The 25265-nt window shown below is 65.9% G+C and carries 23 protein-coding genes and 3 tRNA genes; 17 read left to right on the top strand and 9 right to left on the bottom strand.

Annotated features, from left to right (window positions below; translation table 11 throughout):
- Positions 1-175 precede the first annotated feature (175 nt).
- The 9 genes from dnaN (at position 176) to ACLHIH_RS09900 (ending at position 9527) form a co-directional block, all read left to right on the top strand.
- Positions 176-1321, top strand: a complete 1146-nt coding sequence (dnaN, locus tag ACLHIH_RS09940; protein ID WP_411316640.1) for a DNA polymerase III subunit beta — start codon at positions 176-178, stop codon at positions 1319-1321.
- Between the two features lie 77 nt (positions 1322-1398).
- Positions 1399-2289 (top strand): phosphogluconate dehydrogenase (NAD(+)-dependent, decarboxylating), encoded by an 891-nt coding sequence (gene gnd, locus ACLHIH_RS09935; protein WP_411316639.1) that lies wholly within the window; start codon positions 1399-1401, stop codon positions 2287-2289.
- 39 nt (positions 2290-2328) lie between these two features.
- Entirely contained in the window at positions 2329-3537 is a 1209-nt protein-coding gene (gene recF / locus ACLHIH_RS09930; protein WP_411316638.1) for a DNA replication/repair protein RecF, read from the top strand.
- Entirely contained in the window at positions 3534-4025 is a 492-nt protein-coding gene (locus ACLHIH_RS09925; protein WP_411316637.1) for a DUF721 domain-containing protein, read from the top strand. The genes recF and ACLHIH_RS09925 overlap by 4 nt, the downstream gene beginning before the upstream one ends.
- Before the next feature lie 162 nt (positions 4026-4187).
- Positions 4188-6233 carry a DNA topoisomerase (ATP-hydrolyzing) subunit B gene (gyrB, locus tag ACLHIH_RS09920; RefSeq protein ID WP_411316636.1) on the top strand — a complete coding sequence of 682 codons (2046 nt, stop codon included), beginning with the start codon at positions 4188-4190 and terminating at the stop codon, positions 6231-6233.
- Positions 6234-6299: 66 nt separating this feature from the next.
- Entirely contained in the window at positions 6300-8864 is a 2565-nt protein-coding gene (gene gyrA, locus ACLHIH_RS09915; protein WP_411316635.1) for a DNA gyrase subunit A, read from the top strand.
- Entirely contained in the window at positions 8857-9264 is a 408-nt protein-coding gene (locus ACLHIH_RS09910; RefSeq protein ID WP_411316634.1) for a DUF3566 domain-containing protein, read from the top strand. The genes gyrA and ACLHIH_RS09910 overlap by 8 nt, the downstream gene beginning before the upstream one ends.
- Positions 9265-9327: 63 nt before the next feature.
- Positions 9328-9401, top strand: a tRNA-Ile gene (locus ACLHIH_RS09905).
- 53 nt (positions 9402-9454) lie between these two features.
- A tRNA-Ala gene (locus ACLHIH_RS09900) sits at positions 9455-9527 on the top strand.
- Positions 9528-9660: 133 nt separating this feature from the next.
- Here the strand turns inward: ACLHIH_RS09900 and ACLHIH_RS09895 are convergent.
- Positions 9661-10272: a DNA helicase gene (locus ACLHIH_RS09895; protein ID WP_411316633.1), complete on the bottom strand. Its 612-nt coding sequence runs from the start codon at positions 10270-10272 to the stop codon at positions 9661-9663.
- Positions 10273-10394: 122 nt separating this feature from the next.
- Between ACLHIH_RS09895 and ACLHIH_RS09890 the strand changes: the two genes are divergently transcribed.
- Both ACLHIH_RS09890 and ACLHIH_RS09885 read left to right on the top strand, forming a co-directional pair.
- Positions 10395-10934, top strand: a complete 540-nt coding sequence (locus tag ACLHIH_RS09890) for a peptidylprolyl isomerase (RefSeq protein ID WP_411316632.1) — start codon at positions 10395-10397, stop codon at positions 10932-10934.
- Between the two features lie 163 nt (positions 10935-11097).
- Positions 11098-11796 carry a rhomboid family intramembrane serine protease gene (locus ACLHIH_RS09885; RefSeq protein ID WP_411316631.1) on the top strand — a complete coding sequence of 233 codons (699 nt, stop codon included), beginning with the start codon at positions 11098-11100 and terminating at the stop codon, positions 11794-11796.
- An 87-nt stretch (positions 11797-11883) separates the two neighbouring features.
- On the opposite strand, the gene ACLHIH_RS09880 is transcribed toward ACLHIH_RS09885, so the two are convergent.
- Positions 11884-12156, bottom strand: a complete 273-nt coding sequence (locus tag ACLHIH_RS09880; protein ID WP_411316630.1) for a cell division protein CrgA — start codon at positions 12154-12156, stop codon at positions 11884-11886.
- 75 nt (positions 12157-12231) lie between these two features.
- Here ACLHIH_RS09880 and ACLHIH_RS09875 point away from each other — a divergent pair, with 75 nt between their 5' ends.
- The 3 genes from ACLHIH_RS09875 to ACLHIH_RS09865 are packed head-to-tail and all read left to right on the top strand — an operon-like array spanning position 12232 to position 13777.
- The gene (locus ACLHIH_RS09875) at positions 12232-12987 is read left to right on the top strand and encodes a class E sortase (RefSeq protein ID WP_411316629.1); all 756 of its coding nucleotides are present in this window, start codon (positions 12232-12234) and stop codon (positions 12985-12987) included.
- Entirely contained in the window at positions 12987-13145 is a 159-nt protein-coding gene (locus tag ACLHIH_RS09870; protein ID WP_411316628.1) for a hypothetical protein, read from the top strand. Before ACLHIH_RS09875 ends, ACLHIH_RS09870 begins: the two co-directional genes overlap by 1 nt.
- Positions 13142-13777, top strand: coding sequence for an anthranilate synthase component II (locus ACLHIH_RS09865; protein WP_411316627.1), 636 nt, complete (start codon positions 13142-13144; stop codon positions 13775-13777). Before ACLHIH_RS09870 ends, ACLHIH_RS09865 begins: the two co-directional genes overlap by 4 nt.
- A gap of 65 nt (positions 13778-13842) precedes the next feature.
- On the opposite strand, the gene pknB is transcribed toward ACLHIH_RS09865, so the two are convergent.
- The 7 genes from pknB to ACLHIH_RS09830 form a co-directional block, all read right to left on the bottom strand.
- Positions 13843-15537 carry a Stk1 family PASTA domain-containing Ser/Thr kinase gene (gene pknB, locus ACLHIH_RS09860; RefSeq protein WP_411316626.1) on the bottom strand — a complete coding sequence of 565 codons (1695 nt, stop codon included), beginning with the start codon at positions 15535-15537 and terminating at the stop codon, positions 13843-13845.
- Between the two features lie 64 nt (positions 15538-15601).
- Positions 15602-17356 carry a protein kinase domain-containing protein gene (locus ACLHIH_RS09855; RefSeq protein ID WP_411316625.1) on the bottom strand — a complete coding sequence of 585 codons (1755 nt, stop codon included), beginning with the start codon at positions 17354-17356 and terminating at the stop codon, positions 15602-15604.
- Complete coding sequence (locus ACLHIH_RS09850) at positions 17356-18795, bottom strand: peptidoglycan D,D-transpeptidase FtsI family protein (protein WP_411316624.1); 1440 nt, start codon at positions 18793-18795, stop codon at positions 17356-17358. The genes ACLHIH_RS09855 and ACLHIH_RS09850 overlap by 1 nt, the downstream gene beginning before the upstream one ends.
- A complete protein-coding gene (locus ACLHIH_RS09845; RefSeq protein ID WP_411316623.1) occupies positions 18795-20216 on the bottom strand; it encodes an FtsW/RodA/SpoVE family cell cycle protein in 1422 nt (473 codons plus the stop codon). Before ACLHIH_RS09845 ends, ACLHIH_RS09850 begins: the two co-directional genes overlap by 1 nt.
- On the bottom strand, positions 20209-21453 hold the full coding sequence (locus ACLHIH_RS09840) for a Stp1/IreP family PP2C-type Ser/Thr phosphatase (protein ID WP_411316622.1): 1245 nt from the start codon (positions 21451-21453) through the stop codon (positions 20209-20211). The genes ACLHIH_RS09845 and ACLHIH_RS09840 overlap by 8 nt, the downstream gene beginning before the upstream one ends.
- A 6-nt stretch (positions 21454-21459) precedes the next feature.
- Positions 21460-22002 (bottom strand): FHA domain-containing protein, encoded by a 543-nt coding sequence (locus tag ACLHIH_RS09835; protein ID WP_411316621.1) that lies wholly within the window; start codon positions 22000-22002, stop codon positions 21460-21462.
- Positions 21999-22715, bottom strand: coding sequence for an FhaA domain-containing protein (locus ACLHIH_RS09830; RefSeq protein ID WP_411316620.1), 717 nt, complete (start codon positions 22713-22715; stop codon positions 21999-22001). Before ACLHIH_RS09830 ends, ACLHIH_RS09835 begins: the two co-directional genes overlap by 4 nt.
- A 272-nt stretch (positions 22716-22987) precedes the next feature.
- On the opposite strand from ACLHIH_RS09830, the gene ACLHIH_RS09825 reads away from it, so the two are divergent.
- The 3 genes from ACLHIH_RS09825 to cls all read left to right on the top strand — a co-directional run bounded on the left by ACLHIH_RS09825 (position 22988) and on the right by cls (position 25256).
- Positions 22988-23074 (top strand) — tRNA-Leu (locus ACLHIH_RS09825).
- 106 nt (positions 23075-23180) lie between these two features.
- Positions 23181-23591: a MerR family transcriptional regulator gene (locus ACLHIH_RS09820; protein ID WP_411316619.1), complete on the top strand. Its 411-nt coding sequence runs from the start codon at positions 23181-23183 to the stop codon at positions 23589-23591.
- A gap of 177 nt (positions 23592-23768) precedes the next feature.
- Positions 23769-25256 (top strand): cardiolipin synthase, encoded by a 1488-nt coding sequence (cls, locus tag ACLHIH_RS09815; protein WP_411316618.1) that lies wholly within the window; start codon positions 23769-23771, stop codon positions 25254-25256.
- Positions 25257-25265: the final 9 nt, after the last annotated feature.

The raw sequence follows: 25265 nt of genomic DNA, 5'->3' as shown, positions 1-25265 counted from the left end.
TGCGAGTTACTCACAGTTCACACATCGGTTAATGACTTTGTTCTTTTAAAGAAGATTGGGGTCGAGAAAGAACCTTGTGGGGTGGGGAGAACTACAGAATCCCGTCGCGCCCCGGCCCGGAGGCCCTGTGGCAGTATTGAGCCCCGAGTCATCTACCGCTGCGCCAGGGAGCCCCATGAAGTTTCAGGTCAATCGCGACGTCTTCAGCGAGGCCGTCTCTTTTGCGGTGAAGTTGCTGCCCCAGCGAACCACTCTTCCCATCCTCAGCGGTGTTCTCATCGAAGCGACCGAAGACGGACTCACTCTCTCCTCGTTCGACTACGAGGTGTCTGCGCAGACGTCGATCACTGCGGATGTCGAAGAGCCCGGGCGCATTCTCGTGTCGGGCCGTCTCCTCGCCGACATCGCGAGCCGCCTTCCCAACGCGCCCATCCGGTTCTCCACCGAAGATACGAAGATCTCGGTCACGGGAGGCTCCGCCCACTTCACACTTTTGAGCATGCCCGTCGAGGAGTACCCGACCCTCCCGCAGGTCGCTGAGCAGACCGGGCTCCTTCCGGCGGACGCGTTCGCGAGTGCCGTCTCGCAAGTCGCCGTCGCGGCATCGAGAGACGATGTCACCCCCGTGATCACGGGTGTTCAGCTCGAGGTCTCGGAGAATTCGCTAAGCCTCGTCGCGACCGACCGCTACCGAGTGGCCGTGCGCTCGATCGACTGGGATTCCGCGGATTCCGCTGTCGAGACGATCACGGCTCTCGTTCCCGCGCGCACGCTGCAGGAGATCGGCAAGACCTTCGGCAACAGTGGCACCATCTCGGTGTCGATCACCGGGTCGGAGGACCGCGAGCTCATCGCCTTCCGCGCCGACAAGAAGACCGTCACGTCGCTGCTGATCAAGGGCAACTTCCCGCCCGTCAAGCGACTCTTCCCGGAGACCGTCGACAACTACGCCGTCATCAACACGGGCGAACTCATCGAGGCGGTGCGCCGTGTCTCGCTCGTGCTCGAGCGCGAGGCAGCCCTGCGATTCACCTTCACCCCCGATGGACTTACCCTCGAAGCCATCGGCTCGGAGCAAGCGCAAGCATCCGAATCGATCGACGCGATCCTCACGGGCGTCGACACCGTCGTGTCACTCAAGCCCCAGTTCCTGCTCGACGGCTTGAGCGCGGTGCACTCCGAGTTCGTGCGCATCTCGTTCACGAAGACGGACAATCCGAACAAACCCGGTCCGGTGCTCATCACGAGCCAGTCGTCGAAAGACCAGGCGGGGTCGGACACCTACCGCTACCTGCTTCAGCCGAACCTGCTGCTCCGCTGACCGCGCATCCCCCGGTCGACGTTCCCGATCGGATCGCCGACTCCTCGACTCACGTCATCCCGAAAGAAGAGACAACCATGCACATCGGAATCGTCGGCCTCGGAAAAATGGGCGGCAACATGCGCTCACGCTTGCAGCAGCACGACATCGAGGTGACCGGTTTCGATCGCAACCCCGACGTGACGGATGTCGCCGACCTCCCCGGCCTCGTCGAGGCCCTGCCGGCTCCGCGCACCGTGTGGGTCATGGTGCCCGCGGGCGCCCCGACGACGGCCGTCGTCACGGAGCTCGTCGGTCTGCTCGACGAGGGTGATCTCATCATCGACGGAGGCAACTCGCGTTTCAGTGACGACTTCGTGCACGCGGCGCTCGCCAAAGAGAAGAAGATCGAGTACCTCGACGTCGGAGTCTCCGGTGGAGTCTGGGGGCTCGCGAACGGGTACGGCCTCATGGTCGGTGGCGAGAAGCACGTCGTCGAGCGTGTGATGCCCGTGTTCGACGCGCTCCGCCCCGAGGGCCCTCGCGAGGAGGGCTTCGTACACGCGGGCGACACCGGCGCGGGTCACTACGCGAAGATGGTGCACAACGGCATCGAATACGCCCTCATGCAGGCGTTCGCCGAGGGATACGAGCTCCTCGACAAGCGCGACGACATCGTCAAAGACGTCACGGGCACGTTCAAGGCCTGGCAGCGCGGCACCGTCGTGCGCTCCTGGTTGCTGGAACTGCTCGTCAAGGCGCTCGAGGAGAACCCCGAGTTCGACGACATCGAGGGCTACGTCGAAGATTCTGGTGAAGGACGGTGGACCGTCGAAGAGGCAATTGCCAACGCCGTTCCGGTTCCGACCATCAGCGCGTCGATCTTCGCTCGTTTCGTCTCGCGTCAAGAAGACGGCTCACCCGCGATGAAGGCTGTCGCCGCCCTCCGCAACCAGTTCGGCGGGCACGGAGTCAAGAAGGCCGAGTGATGTCATGACTCGGGCACCGGGCATCCGCGTGCGTGCCGGATGCTAGTCACTCACCTCGACCTCACCGACTTCCGCAATTACGAGCGCGCCGATCTCGCGCTCGTTGCGGGATCGAACGTCTTCGTCGGCAGCAACGGCCAGGGCAAGACGAACCTCGTCGAGGCCCTCGGCTACCTGAGCACGCTCGGGTCGCACCGGGTGTCGACTGACCACGCGATGATCCGTCAGGGGTGCGAGTCGGCGATCGTGCGAGCGCGCCTACGAAACGGGGAGCGCGAGATCCTCGCCGAAGTGCAACTGAACCGGTCTTCGGCCAACCGGGCGCAGATCAACAGGTCGGCGATCAAGACGCGGGAATTGCCGCGCTATTTCTCGAGTGTCACGTTCGCTCCCGAAGACCTGTCTCTCGTCCGGGGTGAACCCTCCGGACGGCGGCGGTTTCTCGACGAATTGCTCGTGTTGCGCAACCCGAGGTTCTCGGGCGTCTTCTCCGACTACGACCGCGTGCTCAAGCAGCGGAACACGCTGCTCAAATCTCTGAGGGCGTCAGGGGTCAAGATCGACTCGGTGTCGACGCTCGACATCTGGGACGAGCGCCTCGTGACGCTCGGGAGCGAGATCATCGACGCGCGAGTGGATCTCGTCTCGACGCTGCTGCCCGAGGTGAGCCGCGCCTACGTCGCCATCGCTGGAGAAGACCACTCCGCCACGCTCGGCCACCAGCTCACGATCGCGCCCGATGCGGATTCCGCTTTTCCGGAGTTGTCCACCGACGGGGTGCTCTCGGGGGCCATTGATGCGGCGCGCGTGGATGTGCGGGCGAGATTCACAGCCGGTCTCGCCGCGGTTCGGCGGGCCGAGGTCGATAGAGCGACGACCCTCATCGGCCCGCACCGAGACGATGTGGTGTTGAGCCTCAACGGCATGCCCGCGCGCGGTTTCGCAAGCCACGGTGAATCGTGGTCGTTCGCCCTCGCGCTCAAGCTCGCGTCGGCGGAGGTGCTGCGTCGGGATTCCGCGTCGGGCGACCCCGTGCTCATCCTCGACGACGTCTTCGCCGAGCTCGACCAGTCGCGGCGTGGCCGGCTCGCGTCGGCCGTCGGTGGTTTCGAGCAAGTGCTCATCACGGCGGCGGTGCTCGACGACGTGCCCGACGCTCTCGCCGCCAACATGGTTCACATCTCGCGAGGCCGCATCGTCGTCGATCCCCGTGAGACGTCCGCTGCTCACCCGGAGGAGGAGAGATGACGGAGGACCGCTCCGAGGCCCAGCTCGTGTTCGAGAGGTTCCGTCGGGTGTTCGGCGACGGTCAGTCCCGATCGAGGGATGCGCGCAAGCGCGCGACCCGGGAGCCGGGATCGAGCGCGGCATTCGGGGCAGGGCGGGATGCCCACGGGCTCGGCGACGTGCTCGATTCGCTCACCCAGACACTGGGCTGGAACTCTCCTCTCGCGCAGTCCGATCTGCTCGCGTCGTGGGCCGACATCGCCGGTGCCGAGACCGCGGAACACTCCACGCCGGTCGGCATCGAAGACGGGGTGCTCTCGGTGCGGTGCGACTCCACGGCGTGGGCGACCCAGTTGAGGATCATGCGTGTGCAGGTGATGAATCACATCGTTTCCACCTATCCGGATGCCGGGATCACGTCGGTGCGTTTCGAGGGGCCGGGTGCCCCCTCATGGAAACGCGGCCCCAGATCAATCCCAGGGCGTGGCCCCCGCGATACTTACGGCTGACAAGGCAAAAGAGGTCGGGGGATAAAAATAAAGTCCTCAGAGGCCCGTTTAGCGCCGCCGCACCGTCGGTATTTGGTAGAATGACGAGGTCCTCGAGGCAGCTTCCCTGGGAGCCCGGCCGCGGTAGACAGAGCCGATCTTCCTGGTAGGAGCACATTCCATATGACGACGACGCCCGCGACTGGTGAGCCCGACGACTCGACGACGGACCCCGGAGCGGAGGCGACGCCGACGGGTGAGCGCGCGCGGTCCGACGACGCCTACGGCGCCGACCAGATCCAGGTTCTCGAAGGTCTCGACGCGGTGCGCAAACGCCCCGGAATGTACATCGGATCGACGGGACCGCGCGGTCTGCACCACCTCGTCTACGAGGTCGTCGACAACTCCGTCGACGAGGCGCTCGCGGGGCACTGCGACACGATCATGATCACGATGCTGCGCAACGGCGGAATCAAGGTCGTCGACAACGGCCGCGGCATCCCCGTAGACCTCAACAAGTCGGAGAACAAGTCGACCGTCGAGGTGGTTCTGACGATCCTCCACGCGGGAGGAAAGTTCGGCGGCGGTGGGTACTCCGTCTCGGGTGGCCTCCACGGTGTCGGAATCTCCGTCGTCAACGCGCTCTCGCGCGAGCTCGACGTCGAGGTGCACCGCCAGGGTTCGGTGTGGCGCCAGAGCTACACGCACGGTGTTCCCAACGCCCCTCTCGAGAAGGGCGAAGACGCGAGCGACACCGGAACGACGGTGACCTTCTGGCCGAGTGCCGAGACCTTCGAGACGATCGAGTTCGACTATGAGACTCTGCGCGCCCGATTCCAGCAGATGGCCTTTCTCAACAAGGGCCTCACGATCACCCTCATCGACGAGCGCGAGCGCAAGAACGACGACGGCACCGAGGCCGAGCCCGTGGAGGTCACCTACCTCTACGAGAAGGGTCTCGTCGACTACGTCGAGTATTTGAACACGGCCAAGAAGGCCGATGTCGTTCACCCCGACATCATCTCGTTCGACCTCGAAGACACGAAGCTCAAGATCTCGGTCGAGGTCGCCATGCAGTGGACGACCGCCTACCAGGAGAGCGTCCACACATACGCCAACACGATCAACACCCACGAGGGCGGAACCCACGAGGAGGGTTTCCGTGCCGCGCTCACCACTCTCGTCAACAGGTATGCCCGAGAGAAGGGGATCATCAAGGAGAAAGACGAGAACCTCACGGGTGACGACGTGCGCGAGGGCCTCACCGCCGTGATCTCGGTCAAGCTCGCCGAGCCGCAGTTCGAGGGTCAGACGAAGACGAAGCTCGGAAACACGATCGCGAAGTCGTTCGTGCAGCGCATCGCGGCCGAGCAGCTCAACGACTGGTTCGACCGCAACCCCACGCAAGCTCGCGACGTCATCCGCAAGGCCATCCAGGCGTCGCAAGCGCGTCTCGCCGCGCGCAAGGCGCGCGAGCAGACTCGCCGCAAGGGGCTGCTCGAGTCGGGCGGAATGCCGGGCAAGCTCAAAGACTGCGCGAGCAAAGACCCGAGCCTGAGCGAGATCTTCATCGTCGAGGGTGACTCCGCCGGCGGTTCGGCTGTCCAGGGGCGCAACCCCGAGACCCAAGCGATCCTGCCGCTGCGAGGAAAGATCCTCAACGTCGAGAAAGCGCGCCTCGATCGAGCGCTCGGCAACAACGAGGTGCAGGCGATGATCACCGCGTTCGGTGCGGGCATCGGCGAAGACTTCACCCCCGAGAAGGCGCGCTATCACAAGATCGTGCTCATGGCGGATGCCGACGTCGACGGCCAGCACATCACGACACTGCTGCTCACGCTCCTGTTCCGTTACATGCGGCCCCTCATCGACCTCGGGTACGTCTATCTCGCCCAGCCGCCGCTCTACCGGCTCAAGTGGACGAACTCGCCAGACGAATACGTCTACACCGACCGTGAGCGCGACGCCCTCCTCGAGGCGGGACTCGCGGCAGGCAAGCGCATCCCGCGCGAGAACGGCATCCAGCGCTACAAGGGTCTCGGCGAGATGGACTACAAGGAACTGTGGGACACCACGATGAACCCCGAGACGCGCACGCTTCTGCAGGTGACCCTCGACGACGCTCTCGTCGCCGACGAGATCTTCTCGACGCTCATGGGCGAAGACGTCGAATCACGACGCAATTTCATCCAGCAAAACGCCAAAGACGTGCGATTCCTCGATATCTGACGCCGTCGTCCGACTTCGACGACCGACGCTGACGCGCGAACATCCAGAAACGAATAGTGAGTAACCATGGCTGACGAGACACCTGACGAGAACGAACCGCAGATCGCGGGTCGCGAGATCGACATGTCGCACGACAAGGTCGAGAAGGTCGACCTCCAGCTCGAGATGCAGCGGTCCTACCTCGACTACGCGATGAGCGTCATCGTCGGGCGTGCTCTTCCCGAGGTGCGCGACGGTCTCAAGCCCGTGCATCGTCGCGTCATCTATGCGATGTACGACGGGGGCTACCGCCCCGACCGCTCGTTCTCGAAGAGCGCTCGCGTCGTCGGCGAGGTCATGGGTCAGTTCCACCCGCACGGTGACTCCTCGATCTACGACGCGCTCGTGCGCCTCGTGCAGCCGTGGAACCTCCGCTACCCGCTCGCGCTCGGGCAGGGCAACTTCGGTTCCCCCGGCAACGACGGCGCGGCCGCATCCCGTTACACCGAGACGAAGATGGCCCCCCTCGCTCTCGAGATGGTGCGCGACATCGACGAAGACACCGTCGACTTCTCCGACAACTACGACGGCCGCACCCTCGAGCCCGACGTCTTGCCGTCGCGGTTCCCCAACCTCCTCGTCAACGGATCGGTCGGTATCGCGGTCGGGATGGCGACCAACATCCCGCCGCACAACCTCCGCGAGGTGGCCTCGGGCGCCCTGTGGTCGCTCGAGAACCCCGAGGCGTCGCGGGAAGAGCTGCTCGACGCCCTCCTCGAGCGCATCAAGGGGCCCGACTTCCCGACGGGTGCACAGATCCTCGGACTCAAGGGCATCCAAGACGCCTACCGCACCGGTCGCGGGTCGATCACGATGCGCGCGGTCATCAACGTCGAAGAGCTCCGCGGGCGCACGTGCCTCGTCATCACCGAACTGCCATACCAGGTCAACCCCGACAACCTCGCGATGAAGATCGCGGAGCTCGTGCGCGAGGGCAAGCTCGCCGGGATCGCCGACATCCAAGACGAGACCTCGGGTCGCACGGGACAGCGCCTCATCATCGTGCTCAAGCGCGACGCCGTCGCGAAGGTCGTGCTCAACAACCTCTACAAGCACACCCCACTGCAGGAGAACTTCGGCGCGAACATGCTCGCCATCGTCGACGGGATTCCGCGCACCCTGCCGATCGACGGCTTCATCACGGCGTGGATCGCCCACCAGATCGACGTCATCATCCGCCGCACGACCTACCGCCTCAAGAAGGCCGAGGAGCGCGCCCACATTCTGCGCGGGTACCTCAAGGCTCTCGACGCCCTCGACGAGGTCATCGCACTCATCCGTCGTTCGGCGACCGTCGAAGACGCGCGCGACGGTCTCATCGACCTGCTCGACATCGACGAGCTGCAGGCTCGCGCGATCCTCGACATGCAGCTCCGCAGGCTCGCGGCGCTCGAGCGCCAGAAGATCCTCGACGAGGCCAACCAAATCGAGGCCGAGATCGCCGACTTCAAGGCCATCCTCGCGAGCCCCGAGCGTCAACGCACCATCGTGAGCACCGAGCTCACCGAGATCGTCGACAAGTTCGGCGACGATCGTCGCACCGAGATCATGTTCGGATTCGACGGAGACATGAACGTCGAAGACCTCATCCCCGAAGAGGAGATGGTGGTCACGGTCACGCGCGGGGGATACATCAAGCGCACGCGGAGCGACAACTACCGCAGCCAGCACCGCGGCGGCAAGGGCGTCAAGGGCGCCCAGTTGCGCGCGGACGACGTCGTCGAGCACTTCTTCGTGACGACGACCCACCACTGGTTGCTGTTCTTCACGAACAAGGGGCGGGTCTACCGCGCCAAGGCATACGAGGTTCAAGAGGCGGGCCGAGACGCCAAGGGCCAGCACGTCGCCAACCTCCTCGCGATGCAACCCGACGAGTTCATCGCGCAGATCCTCGACATCCGCGACTACGCCGCGGCCGAGTTCCTCGTGCTCGCGACGCGCGGTGGGCTCATCAAGAAGACGGCGCTCACCGAGTACGACACGAACCGCACGGGCGGGATCATCGCGCTCAACCTGCGCGACGATGACGAACTCGTGTCGGCGATGCTCGTGAACGTCGACTCCGACCTCCTGCTCGTCTCCCGCAAGGGCATGTCAATCCGCTTCACGGCGTCGAATGAGGCACTGCGCCCCATGGGTCGCTCCACGAGCGGCGTCATCGGAATGCACTTCCGCGACGACGACACCTTGCTCGACGCGTCCGTCGTCACCGACGAGGGGTACGTGTTCGTGGTGACGGAGGGCGGGTACGCCAAACGCACGAGCGTCGACCAGTACCGCGTGCAGAACCGCGGTGGTCTCGGCATCAAGGTGGCGAAGCTCGCGGCCGATCGGGGTGACCTCGCGGGTGCCCTGATCGTCTCCGAAGACGACGAAGTGCTCGTCGTGCTCGAAAGCGGCAAGGTGGTACGCTCGTCTGTCGCTGAGGTGCCGGCCAAGGGTCGTGACACCATGGGGGTGGTTTTCGCGCGATTCGCCGAGAACGATCGCATCATCGAGGTTGCGAAGAACAGTGAACGTAATCTTGATGCGCAGAGCGCGGAGACAGCGAGTGAGAGCTCTGCTGGAAAGGACGAATCAGTAGATGAGTAGCGTCGCCGAGAAACTCCAACGCAAGGCACCGAAGAAGGCCAACACCAAGCAGGTGCGGCTGCGGTTGGTCTACCTCGACTTCTGGTCGCTCGTGAAGCTGTCGTTCCTCTCGGCCGTGTGTCTCGGCATCGTGCAGGTCGTCTTCGCGGTTCTCGTCTGGCTGCTGCTCGATGCGACCCAAGCGTTCGCCTCGATCGACACGCTCTTGCGCGACGTATTGAACGACGAGAACTTCACGATCACGGCCGAGTTCTCCCTGACGCAGGTCGGGCTGTTCGCCGTCATCGTCGCGGCGCTCAACGTCGTCGTGGGCACCGCTCTCGGAGCGATCTTCGCGGTGCTCTACAACCTCGCGGCACGCGTGACGGGCGGACTGCTCGTCGGTTTCCAGAACAACTAGGTCGCGAGAGGCGAGACGATTTAGTGTTTCGCGGGCGGTGCGATACTCTCGTATCTGCCCTGCGGGGCTATAGCTCAGGCGGTTAGAGCGCTTCGCTGATAACGAAGAGGTCCCTGGTTCGAGTCCAGGTAGCCCCACTCGGATGCTCGCATCCGACAGTTCCACCTCGTGTGGGGCGCAGTCCCTCCACGGGGCCTTAGCTCAATTGGTAGAGCGCCTGCTTTGCAAGCAGGAGGTCAGGGGTTCGATTCCCCTAGGCTCCACATCGAGCTCGTGCTCACCTTCCCCTCATCGCGCGGCTTCTCGCGCGATCCGGCGGCGTTCGTCGAGGCGCGGCGAGAAACAGAAAGCGCCAGCGACCCGAGGGCCGCTGGCGCTTGTGACACAACCGGTGAGCTACTCCTTGGGAGCCTCGATGTCGTCACCCTCATCGAGAACCCAGAGCTCGTCGTCGGCGCGGAGCGTCTGGTAGGCCGCGTAGGCGATACCGGCGACGGCGACGACGCCGAGCGAGATGAGAACCCATCCGCCGAAGCCGAGCGACGGCTTGGGCTTCACGAAGCCCGCCTTCGTTCCGACGGTCGTGTAGGCCTTGGATGCTTTCTTGGATGCCGCAGAGAAAGCCTTGTTGGCGTTCTTGCTCACGCGGTCGCTCGTCTTGTGCACTTGCTTCACCGCTTCGCGCACGCGGGGGTCCTTCGACACCTCGAGCGTGGCGAGAGCCGACGCGAGGGCACCGGAGACACCCGGGAGCACGTCGTGGACGATCTTGTGACGAGCGTCGCCGACGGCACCGCGAGCGGTGGAGACGGCGGGAACGACGTAGTCGTCGTAGGCGCCGCGTGCCCGGGGCACGACCTCTTCGCGGGAGACGTTGCCGAGCTGGCGACCGGCCTCACGAACGACGTTGCTCGCGTGGTCGAGGACGTCACGCTGCTCTTCCCACAGCTCGGAGGAGGTCTTCCTCAGTCGCTTCAGTTCTTTCGCGCGTTTGCGTGACAATCCCATGAGATCACCCTCCGGTAATGGTTGTGAACGGATCCCATCCTTTCACGCTGCCGCCTGTGGACCAATACCGCGCAAGCTGGACGCACGCTGAGTGTTCGCCGGGCCTGTGGGAGAATCGAGGTATGTCTACGCACACACACGTCGCCACACTCAACACGAACCTCGGCGCCATCCGCGTCAACCTCCTCGGAAACCACGCCCCCAAGACGGTCGCGAACTTCGTCGGCCTCGCGACGGGCGAGATCGAGTGGACTCACCCGGGCACCGGAGCCACCACGAAAGACAAGCTCTACGACGGTGTTGTCTTCCACCGCATCATCGACAACTTCATGATCCAGGGTGGGGACCCTCTCGGCCAGGGAACCGGTGGACCCGGCTACCAGTTCGACGACGAGATCAACCCCGAGCTCGACTTCACCAAGCCCTACGTCCTCGCTATGGCGAACGCCGGCATCCAGGGTGGCCGGGGAACGAACGGATCGCAGTTCTTCATCACGACCGTTCCGACCACGTGGCTGCAGGGCAAGCACACGATTTTCGGTGAGGTCGCCGACGAGGAGTCCCGCGACGTCGTCAAGGCCATCGAAGCCGTCAAGAAGGATGGCCGCGACCGTCCCATCGACGACGTCGTCATCGAGAGCGTCACGGTCGAAGCGGCCTGACCGCTTCCCTGTTCCACCGATGAGCAACGCAGGAGACGGCCGCACTGACACGTGTTACCGGCATCCGGACAGGCAGAGCTTCATTCTGTGCCAGCGATGCGGGCGCACGATCTGCCCGGAGTGCCAGACGCAAGCCGCGGTCGGCTTCCACTGTCCGGAGTGCGTGCGCGAAGCGCGTGCGTCCGCTCCGCGCACGAAGCCCCGGCTCGTCACGCGCGTGAAGCGTGCCGGGACCGACGGTTCGCCGATCGTCACCTATTCGATCATCGCGATCACCGCGGTCGTCTTCCTGCTGCAGCTCGTCTCACGAGGTGCGGTCACCAACCTGCTCTCGTACTACCCGGTTCTCACGGTCATCGAGCCGTGGCGCATGCTGACGTCGATCTTCGTGCACTCCGACGGTTCGTTCTTCCACATCATCTTCAACATGCTCGCGCTGTTCCTGTTCGGTCGGGTGATCGAACAGGCCGTGGGCCGCTGGCGCTTTCTCGCGCTCTACCTCATCAGTGGGTTCGCGGGGTCGGTCGCGGTGCTCGTGCTCGATCCGTCCGGCGGAGTCGTCGGGGCGTCGGGTGCGGTCTTCGGGTTGCTCGGGGCGTTCTTCGTGATCCAGCGCGGTTTCGGGGGCACGAGCCCGCAGCTCTTGATCCTGATCGCCATCAACCTCGGGCTCGGGTTCATCCTCCCGGGCATCTCGTGGCAAGCGCACGTCGGGGGCCTCATCGCGGGTGTCGCGATCGGCTTCATCTTCATGAAAACCCGCTCGCCGCGAAAGAAGGCCGCACAAGCTCTGATGCTCGTCGGCGTCGTTGCTGCTCTGCTCGCGATCACCGTGGTGCGCGTGCTCACTCTGCTCGCCTAGGGGTTATCCACAGGCCTATCCACACTGGGGATAGTTACAGGCGTGTAATTGTCGGCAGAAGTGCCGACAGCCGTGTGCCCCGAGCGCTCAGCGCCACCGAGTGGTCATGAGGAACCCGAGGAACAGGATCCCGAAGCCGACCAGGATGTTTCCGTCACCGAGCTGGGCGATCGGGAGGGTCGTGCCGCTCACGTAGAACGTGATGATCCAAGCGAGGCCGATGAGCATGAGGCCGAACATGATGGGCTTGAACCACACCGGGTTGGGCGCATCGTCTCCCGCCCGCGTCGAGGAGCCTGTACGGTCGGGTCCATCGTTGTCAGGGGATGCGAGCGTGCCGCGGTCGTTAGATCTGGCCATGCCGGAATACTACCGTGCCCTCCATCTGCGCTTTCCGGCCATCGCGCGTTCACGAGACGGCCGTAGACTCGGCGCATGGTCTCGGGGCGTCGCGCGCAGCGCAAGTCGCGAAGACGGGGTGTGGTCTCCGCAATCGTCGGAGTCGTCGGCGAACTGCTGCTCACCGCCGCCGTCTTCATCTTTCTCTTTCTGGGCTGGCAGCTGTGGCTCAACGACATCATCGTCGGGGGCGAACAGCAGAGCGAAGCGCAGCAGTTCGGCCAGCAGCTCGGAGGTGCCGCACCGGCGACCCCCGTCGAACCCGGGGAGGACTTCGGCGATCCCGTCGTGAGCGCCGTCTCCGACGAGACCACGAAGTTCGCCAACCTCTATGTGCCGCGGTTCGGAGCGGACTACGTGCGCACGATCGCGGAGGGCGTGGGTGAAGGCGACGTGCTCACCGAGGGCATCGGGCACTACCCCGACACCCAGATGCCCGGCGAGATCGGCAACTTCGGTATCGCGGCGCACCGCACGACGCACGGGGCTCCGTTCAACAGGATCGCCGACCTGCAGGTGGGCGACCGGATGTACGTGCAGACCGAAGACGGCTGGTACACCTACGTCTACCGCTCGAGCGAATACGTGCTGCCCACGGGGGTGGGGGTTCTCGAACCCGTTCCGCAGTCACCCGACATCGAACCCACGGAGCGTCTCATCACCCTCACGAGCTGCAACCCGCTCTTCTCGGCGCAGGAACGCATCATCGCGTACGGGGTGTTCGAGTCGTGGCAACCGGCATCCGCGGGCGCCCCCGAGGAGATCGCATCGATCGTGGGAGAGGGAGCCTGATGTACGCCGCACTGTTCCGCGCACTCCCGGGCCCCGTGTGGCTCAAGGTCGTACTTTTCCTCGTCCTCATCGCCGCCGTGCTCGCCCTGTGCGTCACGGTCGTCTTCCCGTGGCTCAACACTTTCGTCAATCAGACAGAGGTTACGGTGGAGCAATGACCCGTGTTCTCGTGATCGACAACTACGACAGCTTCGTCTATACGCTCAACGGCTACCTGCTGCAGTTGGGCGCCGAGACGACCGTCGTGCGCAACGACGACTTCACCGCGCGAGATGCAGCCTCGGTCATCGCGGACTACGACGCCGTGCTCATCTCACCCGGTCCCGGAGCGCCCGCAGACGCGGGAGTGTCGATCCCGGTCGTCTCCGCCGCTCTCGACTCCGGCCAGCCTCTGCTCGGGGTGTGTCTCGGCCACCAGGCGATCGCCGAGGCTCTCGGCGCCACGGTCACCCACGCCGACGAACTCATGCACGGCAAGACCTCTCTCATCACGCACGACGACAGCGCCTTCTATTCGGGCGTGCCGCAGCCGTTCACCGCTACGAGGTATCACTCGCTCGCGGTCGTCGACGAGACCGTGCCCGACGAACTCGTCGTGACGTCACGGACCACGGGGGGTGTCGTCATGGGCCTCAAGCACGACGAGGCACCCGTGTACGGAGTGCAGTTCCACCCCGAATCGGTGCTCACCGAGGGTGGCTACCTCATGCTCGCGAATTGGCTCGATGTGGCGGGACTGCCGACCGCTCGAGACGCGGCATCCGGTCTCACACCGCTCGTCAACCTGTAGGCGCCACGGTCACGTCGGTGCGCCGTCTCTGCTGACCGTTCTCTCGTGGCCTAGGGCTCCCGGGATCAGCCGGAGCACCACGTGACGCTGATCTCCGAGCGCTGCGGGTGCTCACCCGCAGGCAGGGACTGCGCCGTCACCTCGCCGCCGGCGCAATTGGGGTCCTGCACCGGGACGATGTTGAGTTCGAGCTCACCGAGGGTCGTGTTGGCGGTGTTGATCGGTTGTCCGACGACCGACGGGATTTCGACGAGGCCGTTGCTCACGAAGAGGTTGACCGTGTCACCCTCCCGCAGGTTGGCCCCCGACTCGGGATCGGCGCGGATGACGACGCCCTCGGGGATGCTCGTCGACCGCTCGGGTGTGCTCGAGCCGTAGACGAGACCGCGGTCCTCGATCGCCTCGATCGCTTCGGCCTCGGGGCGCTGATCGAGCGCCGGCACCGTCGTGGGGTCGGGACCGATCGACACGTAGACGCGAACGGGCTGACCGGACGCGACGCGCGCTCCCGGCTCCGGGTTCGTGCTGATGACGATTCCCTCGTCGATCGTGTCGCTCGCCTGACTGAGTTCCGACGGCACGAGGTCGGCTGCCTCGAGGGTCGCCGCGGCATCCTCGTAGGTCTGGCCCTCGACATCCGGAATCGTCACCGACAACCCCGAGCTGATCGAAGGCGGTTCGTCGGGCAGGTTGACGACCCAGAAGACGACCGCCACGAGCATCGCGACGAGCACGGCGAAGCCCGCCCAGATCCATGCGACCGGGGGCCGAGGCTGGGTGCGCACGACACGCTCGTCGTCGGGTGTGAGCTGACGCAGAGCGGCGTTCGATCCCTGGGCCGCGTGCGGGTTGATGCCGAGAACGACGTTGTCGACCTCGCGCGCGGGCATGCGCCGCGTGGGGATCTCCCCCGCCGCGGCCGACTCGACGTCGGCACGGAACTCGGCGGCCGTCTGGTAGCGGTCGAACTTGTCTTTGCTGAGCGAGTGCAGCACGACGGCGTCGATCGCGGGCGAGACGGCCGAGTTGAGGCTGCTCGGCGCCGCGGCGGCTTCGCTGATGTGCTGGTAGGCCACGGCCGCGGCACGCTCACCGCGGAACGGGGCCTGGCCGGTGAGGAGCTCGAAGAAGATGACGCCGGTCGAGTAGAGGTCGGTGCGGGCATCGACCGTCTCGCCGCGGGCCTGCTCGGGCGAGAAATACTGTGCTGTTCCGAGAACGGCGCCCGTCTCGGCGACCGTCGCGGAGTTGTCGGACACCGCTCGCGCGATACCGAAGTCCATGACCTTGACCTGACCGCTCTGCGTGATCATGACGTTGCCTGGCTTGATGTCGCGGTGCACGAGAAGGGCCCGGTGGCTGTATTCGAGAGCCGTGAGGATCTGCGCGACGATGCGCGACGCCTCCTTCGGGTCGAGGGGTCCCTCGGCGATGATGTCTCGCAGGAGTCGTCCGTCGACGTACTCCATGACGATGAAGGGCACTTGCCTGTCGACGCCGTCGGGGCCCGTGACCGTCTCCTCGCCCGCGTCGAACACGCGAACGATCGTGGGGTGCGCCATGCGCGCGGCCTTCTGTGCCTCCTCGCGGAAGAGCAACCGGAACTTCGGGTCGGTCGCGAGAGACGGCTTCAGGAGCTTGATGGCGATCTTGCGATTGAGCCGGCTGTCGACCCCGACATGCACATCGGCCATTCCGCCTCGCCCGATGAGGTCGCCGATCTGGTACCGGCCGGCGAGCAGGCGAGAACCATCGGTCACGTGTCGATCTCCAAGCGCAGGGTAAGGGGTCTCAACACTCTACCCGGCGGCGCGAGCGGCAACCCTACTCTTGGGGTTCGGGCTCCTCCGGGTCGGGAGCGGGCTCGGCTTCGGCCTCGGCGATCGGCAGGGCGAGGGTCGCGGAGTCCTCCGACTCCACACCCGAGCACTGCGCGAGGTAGCTCACCGTGGTCTCGCCGGAGTCGCCCACCGTGACACGCAGGGTCGAGGTCGAGCCGGGCACGGGGTTGGCCGGCGCGAATGTGCCGTTGCTCACCGAGAAGGTGAAGGCTGTGAGCGAGGTTCCGCTCGGGCACCCCGTGTATGCGGGGATCTGCACGGCGACTTCGGAGCCGGGTTCGAACGGTCCGCCCGGCGCGCTCAGGGCGCCCGGGGTGTCGGGCTGGCGCACGGCCGTGTAGATCGAGAGGTTCACGGTAGACCCGAGCTCGACGTTGCCGCGCGGGCTGATCGCGTAGACCGTTCCCTCGAGGGCGGGCTCGGGGGCGGGGTCCCCGTCGTTCGCGACGGGGTTGAGCCCGAGCTCGGTGAGCTGAGCAGTCGCATCCGCCTCGCTGAGACCGATGAACTGCGATCCGTCACCGAGCTCGACGACGTTGCTCTCGGTCGGTGTCGGGCTCGGCGTCGGCGAGGGGCTCGGGGTGGGAGACGCGGATGCCGACGGCCGCGGTGACGCAGACGGCTCGGGGTCGGCATCCGACTCACCGAGGAAGTAGACGATGAGGAAGATGAGGGCGATGACGATGAGGCCGGAGAGGATGATGAGCGGCCACATCCACGGGCTGCGCTTCTTCTCCTCGTCGTCATCCTGGGGAGGCTCGCCGCCGACGCCGCCCCCCGCTGCGCCGACAGCGCCGGCAGACGTGAGCAGGCGCGTGGCCTGGGTCGGCATGTCGTCGCTCGAGAACGCTTCGGTCGCGAGCGATGCGCCGACTCCACCGCCGATGATGGCGGGCACGGACGCGGCAGCACCGTTGACGTCGCCGCGACGCAGAGCCTGGGCGGCACGCGCGAGGTGTGCCGCCGACGCGGGGCGGTCGGCCGGCTTCTTCGCGATGCTCGAGTAGACGAGGTTGCGCACCGGCTCGGAGACCGTCGCCGGAAGGTCGGGCGGGGTGTCGTTGATTTGCGCCATCGCGATCGCGACTTGAGACTCGCCCGTGAACGGACGTCGACCCGCGAGGGCCTCGTAGGCGACGATGCCGAGAGAGTAGACGTCGGTCGTCGACGAGGCCGACTGACCGCTCGCCTGCTCGGGCGAGAGGTATTGCACGGTGCCCATGACCTGGCCGGTAGCAGTGAGGGGAACCTGGTCGGCGAGACGTGCGATGCCGAAGTCGGTGATCTTGACGCGGCCGTCCGGCGTGATGAGCAGGTTGCCCGGCTTGATGTCGCGGTGGACGAGACCGGCGGCGTGCGCCGCGTGGAGGGCGAGAGCCGTCTGCGCGACGATATCGAGGACGCGGTCGGTCGACAGCACGCGCTCGCGCTCGAGGATGGTCGAGAGCGCCTCGCCGGGAACGAGCTCCATGACGAGGAAGGCGCTGCCGTCTTCTTCTCCGTAGTCGAAGACGTTGGCGATGCCCTCGTGGTTGACGAGGGCGGCGTGGCGCGCCTCGGCGCGGAAACGCTCGAGGAAGCCCGGATCGCCGAGGTACTCGTCTTTCAAGATCTTGATCGCGACCGTTCGCCCGATCACGAGGTCTGTGGCTTCCCAGACCTCCCCCATGCCGCCGATCGCGACGCGAGTGGAGAGCTGGTACCTGCCTCCGAAGGTGAGGCCGCTCGTTGGTCTCATTAGTTCAGCACCGCCTCTATCACTTGCCTTGCGATCGGAGCCGCAACCGAATTACCGAAACCCTCGCCGTTCTCGACGACGACAGCGACCGCCACCCGGGGGTCGTTCGCAGGCGCAAACCCCGTGAACCACAGAGTGTTCCCCGCCCCGTCGTTCTGCGCCGTACCGGTCTTCCCGGCCACATCGACTCCGCTTATTCTTGCATTACTGGCCGCGCCGTTGTTCACGCCGTCGACCATGAGTTCTGTCATCGTCGCGGCGGTCTCGCTGCTCACGGGAGTGTTCAAGACCGTCTCCTCGAACTCCTCGATCGGGGTCAGGTCGGAGTCGGAGATCGACTCGATGAGGCTCGGCTGCATGAGCTCGCCCTCGTTGGCGAGGGCGGCCGAGACCATCGCGATCTGCAGCGGTGTCACGCGCACGCTCGCCTGTCCGAACGACGAGAGATAGAGCTGGGCTTCGTCCATGTCGTCTTCGGGGAAAACGCTCGGGGTCACCGACTGCGGAATCTCGAGGTCCTGCTCGAAGCCGAACGCGTCGGCGTAGTCGGAGAGGGTCTGCGAGCCGAGCTCGCCACCGAGCTGGGCGAAGGGGATGTTGCAACTCAAGCGGAGCGCGGTGGCGAGGGTGGCGTTCTCGGTGCCGCCGCAGTTGCCGCCCTCGGCGTTGGAGATCGTCTGCCCGTCGGTGAGGGGCAGCGGCAGGCGCGGCGGGTTGGGGAACTCGCTCTCGGGGGTGTAATCACCGGTGTCGAGGGCGGCCGCCGCGGTCACGAGCTTGAAGACCGATCCCGGCGCGTAGAGGTCGCCGCCGATCGCGCGGTTGAACAGCGGGCCCTCGGGGTCGGCGATCAATTCGTCGTAGGCCTCGATGACCGCGGGGATGTCGTGGGAGGCGAGGCGGTTGGCGTCGTAGGTGGGCTTCGACACCATGGCGAGGATCTCGCCGGTCTGCGGGTCGAGGGCGACGACCGAGCCGGTGTTCGAACCGAGGGCGTCCCACGCGGCCTGCTGCACCGCGGGGTCGATCGTGAGCTCGACGGATGCGCCGCGAGGGTTCTGGCCCGTGAAGATCGCGTTGACCTGGTCGAAGAACTGGTCGTTCGCGGTGCCGCTCAAGTAGTCGTTGAGTGCCCCCTCGATGCCCGTCGTGCCCTGGTTGAGGGTGAAGTACCCGGTCACGGCGCTGTAGAGCTCGGGGTTCTCGTAGGTGCGCAGGAACCGGTACTCGTCGTCGACGGGGGTGGATGACGCGATCGGCGTTCCGTCGACGAGGATCGGGCCGCGCTCGGCGGAGTAGCTCGCGTAGAGCGTGCGGGTGTTGCGGCTGTCGGCTCGCAGGTTGTCGCTCTCGAAGACCGTGACGATGGAGCTCGACACGAAGAGGGCGACGAACATCGCGAGCACGACCATGCTGACGCGGCGCAGTTCCTTGTTCATCAGTCGACCACGACCCTCGGTTGATTGCGCACGGTGTCGGACAAGCGCAGCAGGAGCGCGGCGATGATCCAGTTGGCGATGAGCGACGACCCGCCGGCGGCCATGAACGGCGTCGTGAGACCCGTGAGCGGAATGACGCGCGTGATTCCACCGATGACGATGAACACCTGCAGGGCCACGACGAACGCGAGCCCGACGCCGAGCAGTCGACCGAAATCGTCTTGCCCCGCGAACCCGATGCGGAAGCCGCGGGAGACGAAGAGCAGGAAGAGGCCGAGAATCGCGAAGAGTCCCGTGAGCCCGAGCTCCTCGCCGAGGCTCGCGATGATGAAGTCGCTCTCGGCGAAGGGCACGATGTCGGGGCTGCCCTGGCCGAGACCCGTGCCGATGATGCCGCCGTCGGCGAGACCGAAGAGACCCTGCACGAGCTGGTAGCTGCCACCGATCTGGGTGTAGACGTCGTTGTCGAACGCCGAGAGCCACCCGTCGAATCGGCTCGCGACGTATCCGAGCACCGATTGGGCGGCGAGGGCGCCGCCCACGAAGAGTCCGAGACCGAGCAGGATCCAGCTCAACCGCCCCGTCGCGACGTAGATCATGATGAGGAAGAGCCCGAAGTACAAGAGCGAGGTTCCGAGGTCGCGCTGGAAGACGAGCACGCCCATCGCCGCGACCCAGATGATAAGGATCGGGCCGAGGTCGCGAACGCGCGGAAACCGCATGCCGAGGAACTTCTTGCCGACCATCGAGAGGCTGTCCCGCGCGGTCACGAGGTAGCCGGCGAAGAAGACGGCGAGGGCGATCTTCGCGAGCTCACCGGGCTGGAACGAGAGCGGAACGCTGCCGTCTTCGCGCTGCGGGCCGATTCCGATCCACACTTGCGCACCGTTGATCTCGCGGCCGATGCCGGGGATGAGCGGAAGCAGGAGCAGAGCGATGCCGAGGAACATCGCGATGTAACGATAGCGCTGCAGAACCCGGTGGTTGCGGATGACCACGAGCACGACGAAGGCCGCGAGCATGGCGACGGCGGTCCACGCCATCTGCCGGATGCCGGAGGCGCCCCAGCCCTCGCGCCCCGCGGCGAGGTCGAGCCGGTAGATCATCGCGATGCCGAGGCCGTTGAGCACCGTCGCGATCGGGAGGATGAACGGATCCGCTTGCACGGCGACGATGCGCAGGGTGATGTGCATCGCGAGAGCGAGACCAGCGAGGATCGCGGAGTAGGTGAAGAGCTGTTCGCTCACCGTTCCGAGCACACCGAGCTGCACGAGCACGAGCGACGCGACATTGATCGCGATCGCGAAGAGCAAGAGCACGAGTTCGAGGTTGCGGAGCTTGGCGGGTTCGCGCAGACGGATCTTGATCGCCTCGGTGAACGGGGTGCGCGAACCGCTGTCGACCTGCGTCGAGCTACTCATCGCCCACCTCCGCGAGCCGGTCGACGATCGCTTCGGCGCCGTCGAGGGAGTTGGCGTTGATCGTGTTCTCCACGCGCTCGCGCGTGTAGGGCGGGAGGCTTTCGAGCGTCACGCTCGTCTGCTGGTAGATGCTCGAGAGGGAGAGGGGGCCGACATCCGCTTGCACTCCCTGATAGATCGCGACCGTCGTGCCGTTGGCCCCGACGAAGTAGCGGGTCTGCGTCCACTGGTAGGCGACGACGAGGGAGACGACGAGCGCGATGATCGCGAGGCCGATGGCCACGAGCCACGCGATGCGGCGATTGCGAGCTCTGCGCCGGTCTTCGAGGATGAGCTCGTCGAGGTACTCCTCCGATTCGGGCTCGAAGTGCTCGGGCTCGGGAGGGATCGGACGCAGCGGGTGCAGCAGCATCGTCGGCAGTCGCAGCGGACGCCGGCTCGGCTCGGGCTCGAATGAGAGCGGGGCCGAGGCCGACCCGACGAGAACGGGGGGCACCGACGACGATGCGCCCGACTCGTCGATGTCGACGAGCACGACCGTCACGTTGTCGGGGGCACCGTTGTCGAGGCTCTCCTTGACGAGACGGTCGGATGCCTCGGTCGCGTCGGCGACACTGTCGAGCACGGCGAGGATCTTGTCATCGGAGACGTAACTGCTCAAGCCGTCGGAGCACAGCATCCAACGATCGCCCGGCCGGACATCGAGAATCGTCGTGTCGATCTCGGGCGCCGCGTCGACGTCGCCGAGAACGCGCATGAGCACCGAGCGACGCGGGTGCACCGCGGCCTCCTCGGGGGTGATGCGGCCCGAGTCGACGAGCCTCTGCACGAAGGTGTGGTCGGCCGTGATCTGCTCGAGCTCACCCGCGCGCCAACGGTAGACCCGCGAGTCGCCGATGTGAGCGAGAGCCACCTGGTCGCCGACCCGGAGGATCGCGCTCACCGTCGTGCCCATGCCCGTGAGCTCCTGGTGCTCGAAGACCGTCTCGGCGAGGAGCGAGTTGGCGGCGAGGAGCGCCGACTGCAGGGCGAACTCGGCGTCTTGCGCCGACGAATAGGCGGTGTCGGTCTCGATGATGCGCTTGACCGCCATCGCCGAAGCGACATCGCCGCCCGCGTGCCCTCCCATGCCATCGGCGACCACGAACAAGCGGGTTCCGGCGTAACCGGAGTCCTGGTTGTTGGCGCGCACCTTCCCCACGTGGGAGACGGCCGCGCTCTTGCCCGCAGTGGCCATGAGCGCTTACCGCCGGAGCTCGAAGCTCGTCGTGCCGATCTTGACCGGAGTGCCCAGAGGAACCTGCGTGGGCACGTCGACCCTGATGCCGTCGAGGAACGTGCCGTTGGTCGAATCGAGGTCTTGGATGACCCACGAATCGTTGAGGAGCATGAGACGAGCGTGGTGCGTCGACGTGTAGTCGTCGCGGATCACGAGGCCGCTCTCGCTCGACCGCCCGATCGTGAGCGGCTTCGAGCCGAGCGGGATCTCGATCCCCGCCTTCGGGCCGGTCGTCACGACGAGCCTGCTCGCCGTGAGGGCGGTCGCCGCCGGCGCGGAGTTGTGGGGGAGAGAACTCGCAGGCGTCGGTCGAGGGGTAGCCGCGACGGGAGGTGCGGACTGCTGATGGGCGACGGGGGCGGGGGCCGGGACGGCGGCATCCGCACTCTGGCGTCGCGGGCTCGACCCGAACAGATCGGATCGGAGGGCGTAGACGATGCCGAAAATGAACAACCAGAGAATCACCAGAAAGGCGATCCTCAGGATGAGGAGCGTGAGCTCACTCACTGGGCGCTGCCTCGCTCACGGCCTGCGTTTCGCGCAGCGGATGGATCGACGGTTTGGGCGAGCACTCGGAAAACAATACGGGTTCTGCCGATCGTGATGACCGAATCGGGGGCCAGGAGCGCTTTCGTGACCGGCTCGCCGTTGAGTTTGGAGCCGTTCGTGGAGCCGAGATCCTGCACTTGCGCGCGCTTGCCGTCCCACAGCACCTCGACGTGTTTGCGCGAGGTTCCGGTGTCGTCGATCGTGATGTCGGCGTCGCTGCCACGCCCGATGACGGTGCGCGAGCGAGTGAGTGGGTGGCGCTTGCCGGCGATCTCGAGCACGGGAGTCCAGGCGACCTCGCCCGACACGTTCGTCGAATCGATGCGGATGATGCCCTCGCTCAACGACGTGTCTTCGGAGAGACGGATAGTCACGGCTCCCGCGAACTGGTAGCCCTGAGCGGTCGCGTGCGTGTGCACGAGCCCGGTGAGTTCGTCGGTGAGACTCGACCCCATGCTCGACATGCGCTGGAAGTCGGTGCGGCCGAGCCGCACGGTGAAGTTGTTGGGCACGAGGATGCGGTCGCGGGAGACCACGGCGGCCTTCGTGTCGAGCTCGCGTCGGAGGGCACTCGTGATCTCCACGGGGGCGAGGCCGCTCCGGAACGTCTTGGCGAAGGTGCCGTTGACGACGCGCTCGAGCCCTTGCTCGAAGTTGTCCAACAGGCCCACGGTGTCCTCTATCCGGTCGTTGCGCAGTTGTCAGTATGCTAGCGGCCCTCCCGGGAGGTGCCCTGCGCGGTGAGGCGGGACGGGGTCGTGGTGCGCGGGTGAAGGCCGGCTCGGCGCTCGACTCGGCGCATCCGCTGCCCGTTTCGGCATCCGCGCGGCGAAGGTGCACGGCGGATGCGAATTCGGGCGGCGGAACGGGCGGGTGGAGCGGTGGCGGTGGCCGTCTGGGCACCGGATGTCGCGGCATCCGCTGTGCTAATGTCTCTGAGTCTGCGCGAGTGGCGAAATTGGCAGACGCGCACGGTTCAGGTCCGTGTGCCCGAGAGGGCATGGGGGTTCAAGTCCCCCCTCGCGCACCAGCACCGAAACGGCTCTGACCAGGCGATCACTGGTTCGGAGCCGCTTCTGTTTGCGGGCCACCCATTGTTCCAAGCGCCGATTGGTGGAACGGACGAGAATCGAGCCATGCGCATCGGGGAGCTCTCTGCGAGAACCGGAGTGAGCGTGCGGGCGCTTCGCTGTTGCGAAGACCAAGGGCTGCTCGCGCCGCGCCGGAACGCTTCGGGGCAGCGTCTCTACAGTGCTGAGCACGAATCCGTCATCGCGACCATCCGGGACCTCCTCGACGCTGGCTTCTGCAGCTCCGTCATCGCGACCCTCCTTCGCGTTGTGGGCGGGTCCGCTTCCGACGATGAACTGGAACGCGCGTTCGATGCGGCCCGGCGTCGTCTCGAGAGCGAGAAACAGGCGATAGATCGGGAGCTGGACATGCTCGCGACTCTTCGGGGCCGATGGGGCCTTGCCCCTCACGTGCGCGTGAGGGGTGAGAGTGGTGATCATGAGCGCATCACCGAGTCCTCGCGCCCCAGGTACTGACACCGTTTCGCTCCCTGAACGCTCGAGTTCAGGGACCAGCGTGCTGGCAAGTGACGTTCTTTCACGAGCTGGAGACCGTGGAGGAGCGCGAGGCCCGCGCGGGGTTCTCCACAGATACTGGCCGTCCGCGGTAGCCCACCGCTACGGGGCGGGCGGGACGCCTGACATGATCGGACCATGAACTGGCGCCGCATCGCGAAGGTCCTCCCGACAGTCGTGCTCGTGGTGGACATCCTCATCAGGGTCGGCGCTGTGGTCACAGTGCCCCGCAATCGGGCGCCGAGCGCGGCGATGGCGTGGTTGCTCGCGATCTTCGTCGCGCCGATTCCGGGGAGCCTCGTCTACGCGGTGCTCGGCACGTCGAAGCTCCCCCGGGACCGGCGGGCGAAGCAGCGGGAGATCAGCGGGCGCATCCAGAAAGCGAGCGCCGAGCTCGTCGCGCCGCGCGAGACATCCGACGACCCGCCCTGGTTCGGGTCTGTCGTGCACCTCAACCACGAGCTCGGGTCGATGCCGCTCGTCGAAGGCAACACGGTGCGGTTGCTGCCCGACTACGAGGAGTCGATCGCCACGATGACCCGGGCGATCGACGACGCCGAGAGCTACGTGCACGTCGAGTTCTACATCTTCGTGCGCGACGACACGACCGCGGACTTCTTCGACGCACTCACGCGGGCGATGGCGCGCGGCGTCACGGTGCGGGTTCTCTACGACCACTGGGCGACGATGCGCAACCCGCTCGGCCGGGCCACCCGTCGGTGGTTGCGCGAGCAGAAGGTTCCTTTCGCCGAGATGCTGCCGTTCCACCCGTTCCGGGGCATGTGGCGGCGGCCCGACCTGCGCAACCACCGCAAGATCGTGGTCGTCGACGGCAGCGTCGCGTTCACGGGCTCGCAGAACATGGTGGATGCGACGTACAACAAGTGGGGCAACATCCGTCGCGGTCTGCGGTGGAAAGACCTCATGGTGCGCCTCGACGGACCGGCCGCGCTCGGCCTCGATGCCCTCTTCGCGACCGACTGGTACAGCGAAACCGACGAGCTGCCGACGAACGGCACCGACACCGACACCGATGGTGACGGCCGCCGGGTGACCCCGATCGCGGGTGCCGACGCCGTCGAGTGCCAGGTGGTTCCGAGCGGACCGGGGTTCGAGGGTGAGAACAATCTGCGTCTCTTCAACGCGCTCGTCTACAGCGCCCAGGAGCGGCTCGTGATCGCGAGCCCCTACTTCGTTCCCGACGACTCGATGCTCTACGCGATCACCACGGCGGCCGAGCGTGGTGTCGATGTGCAGCTCTTCGCGTGCGAGGTCGCCGACCAGTTCGTCGTCTACCACGCGCAGAGGTCGTACTACGAGACGCTCCTCCGGGCCGGCGTGCGCATCTTCCTCTATGAGAAACCGACCGTGTTGCACTCGAAGCACTTCACCGTCGACGACAGCGTGGCCGTGATCGGCTCGAGCAACATGGACATGCGCTCCTTCAGCCTCAACTTCGAGGTGTCGCTCATGGTGCACGGCCGGTCGGTCGTCGACGCCCTGCGGGAGGTCGAGGAGGACTACCGCGCGAAGTCGCGCGAATTGACCCTCGACCGGTGGATGACGCGGCCGGCGGCCGTGCAAGTGCTCGACACGGTCGCGCGACTCACGGCGGCGGTGCAATAGCGCGAACGG

The sequence above is a fragment of the Marisediminicola sp. LYQ134 genome, from assembly GCF_046599635.1.
Classification (GTDB): Bacteria; Actinomycetota; Actinomycetes; order Actinomycetales; family Microbacteriaceae; genus Marisediminicola.
This window is presented reverse-complemented; position numbering and strand designations above follow the sequence as displayed.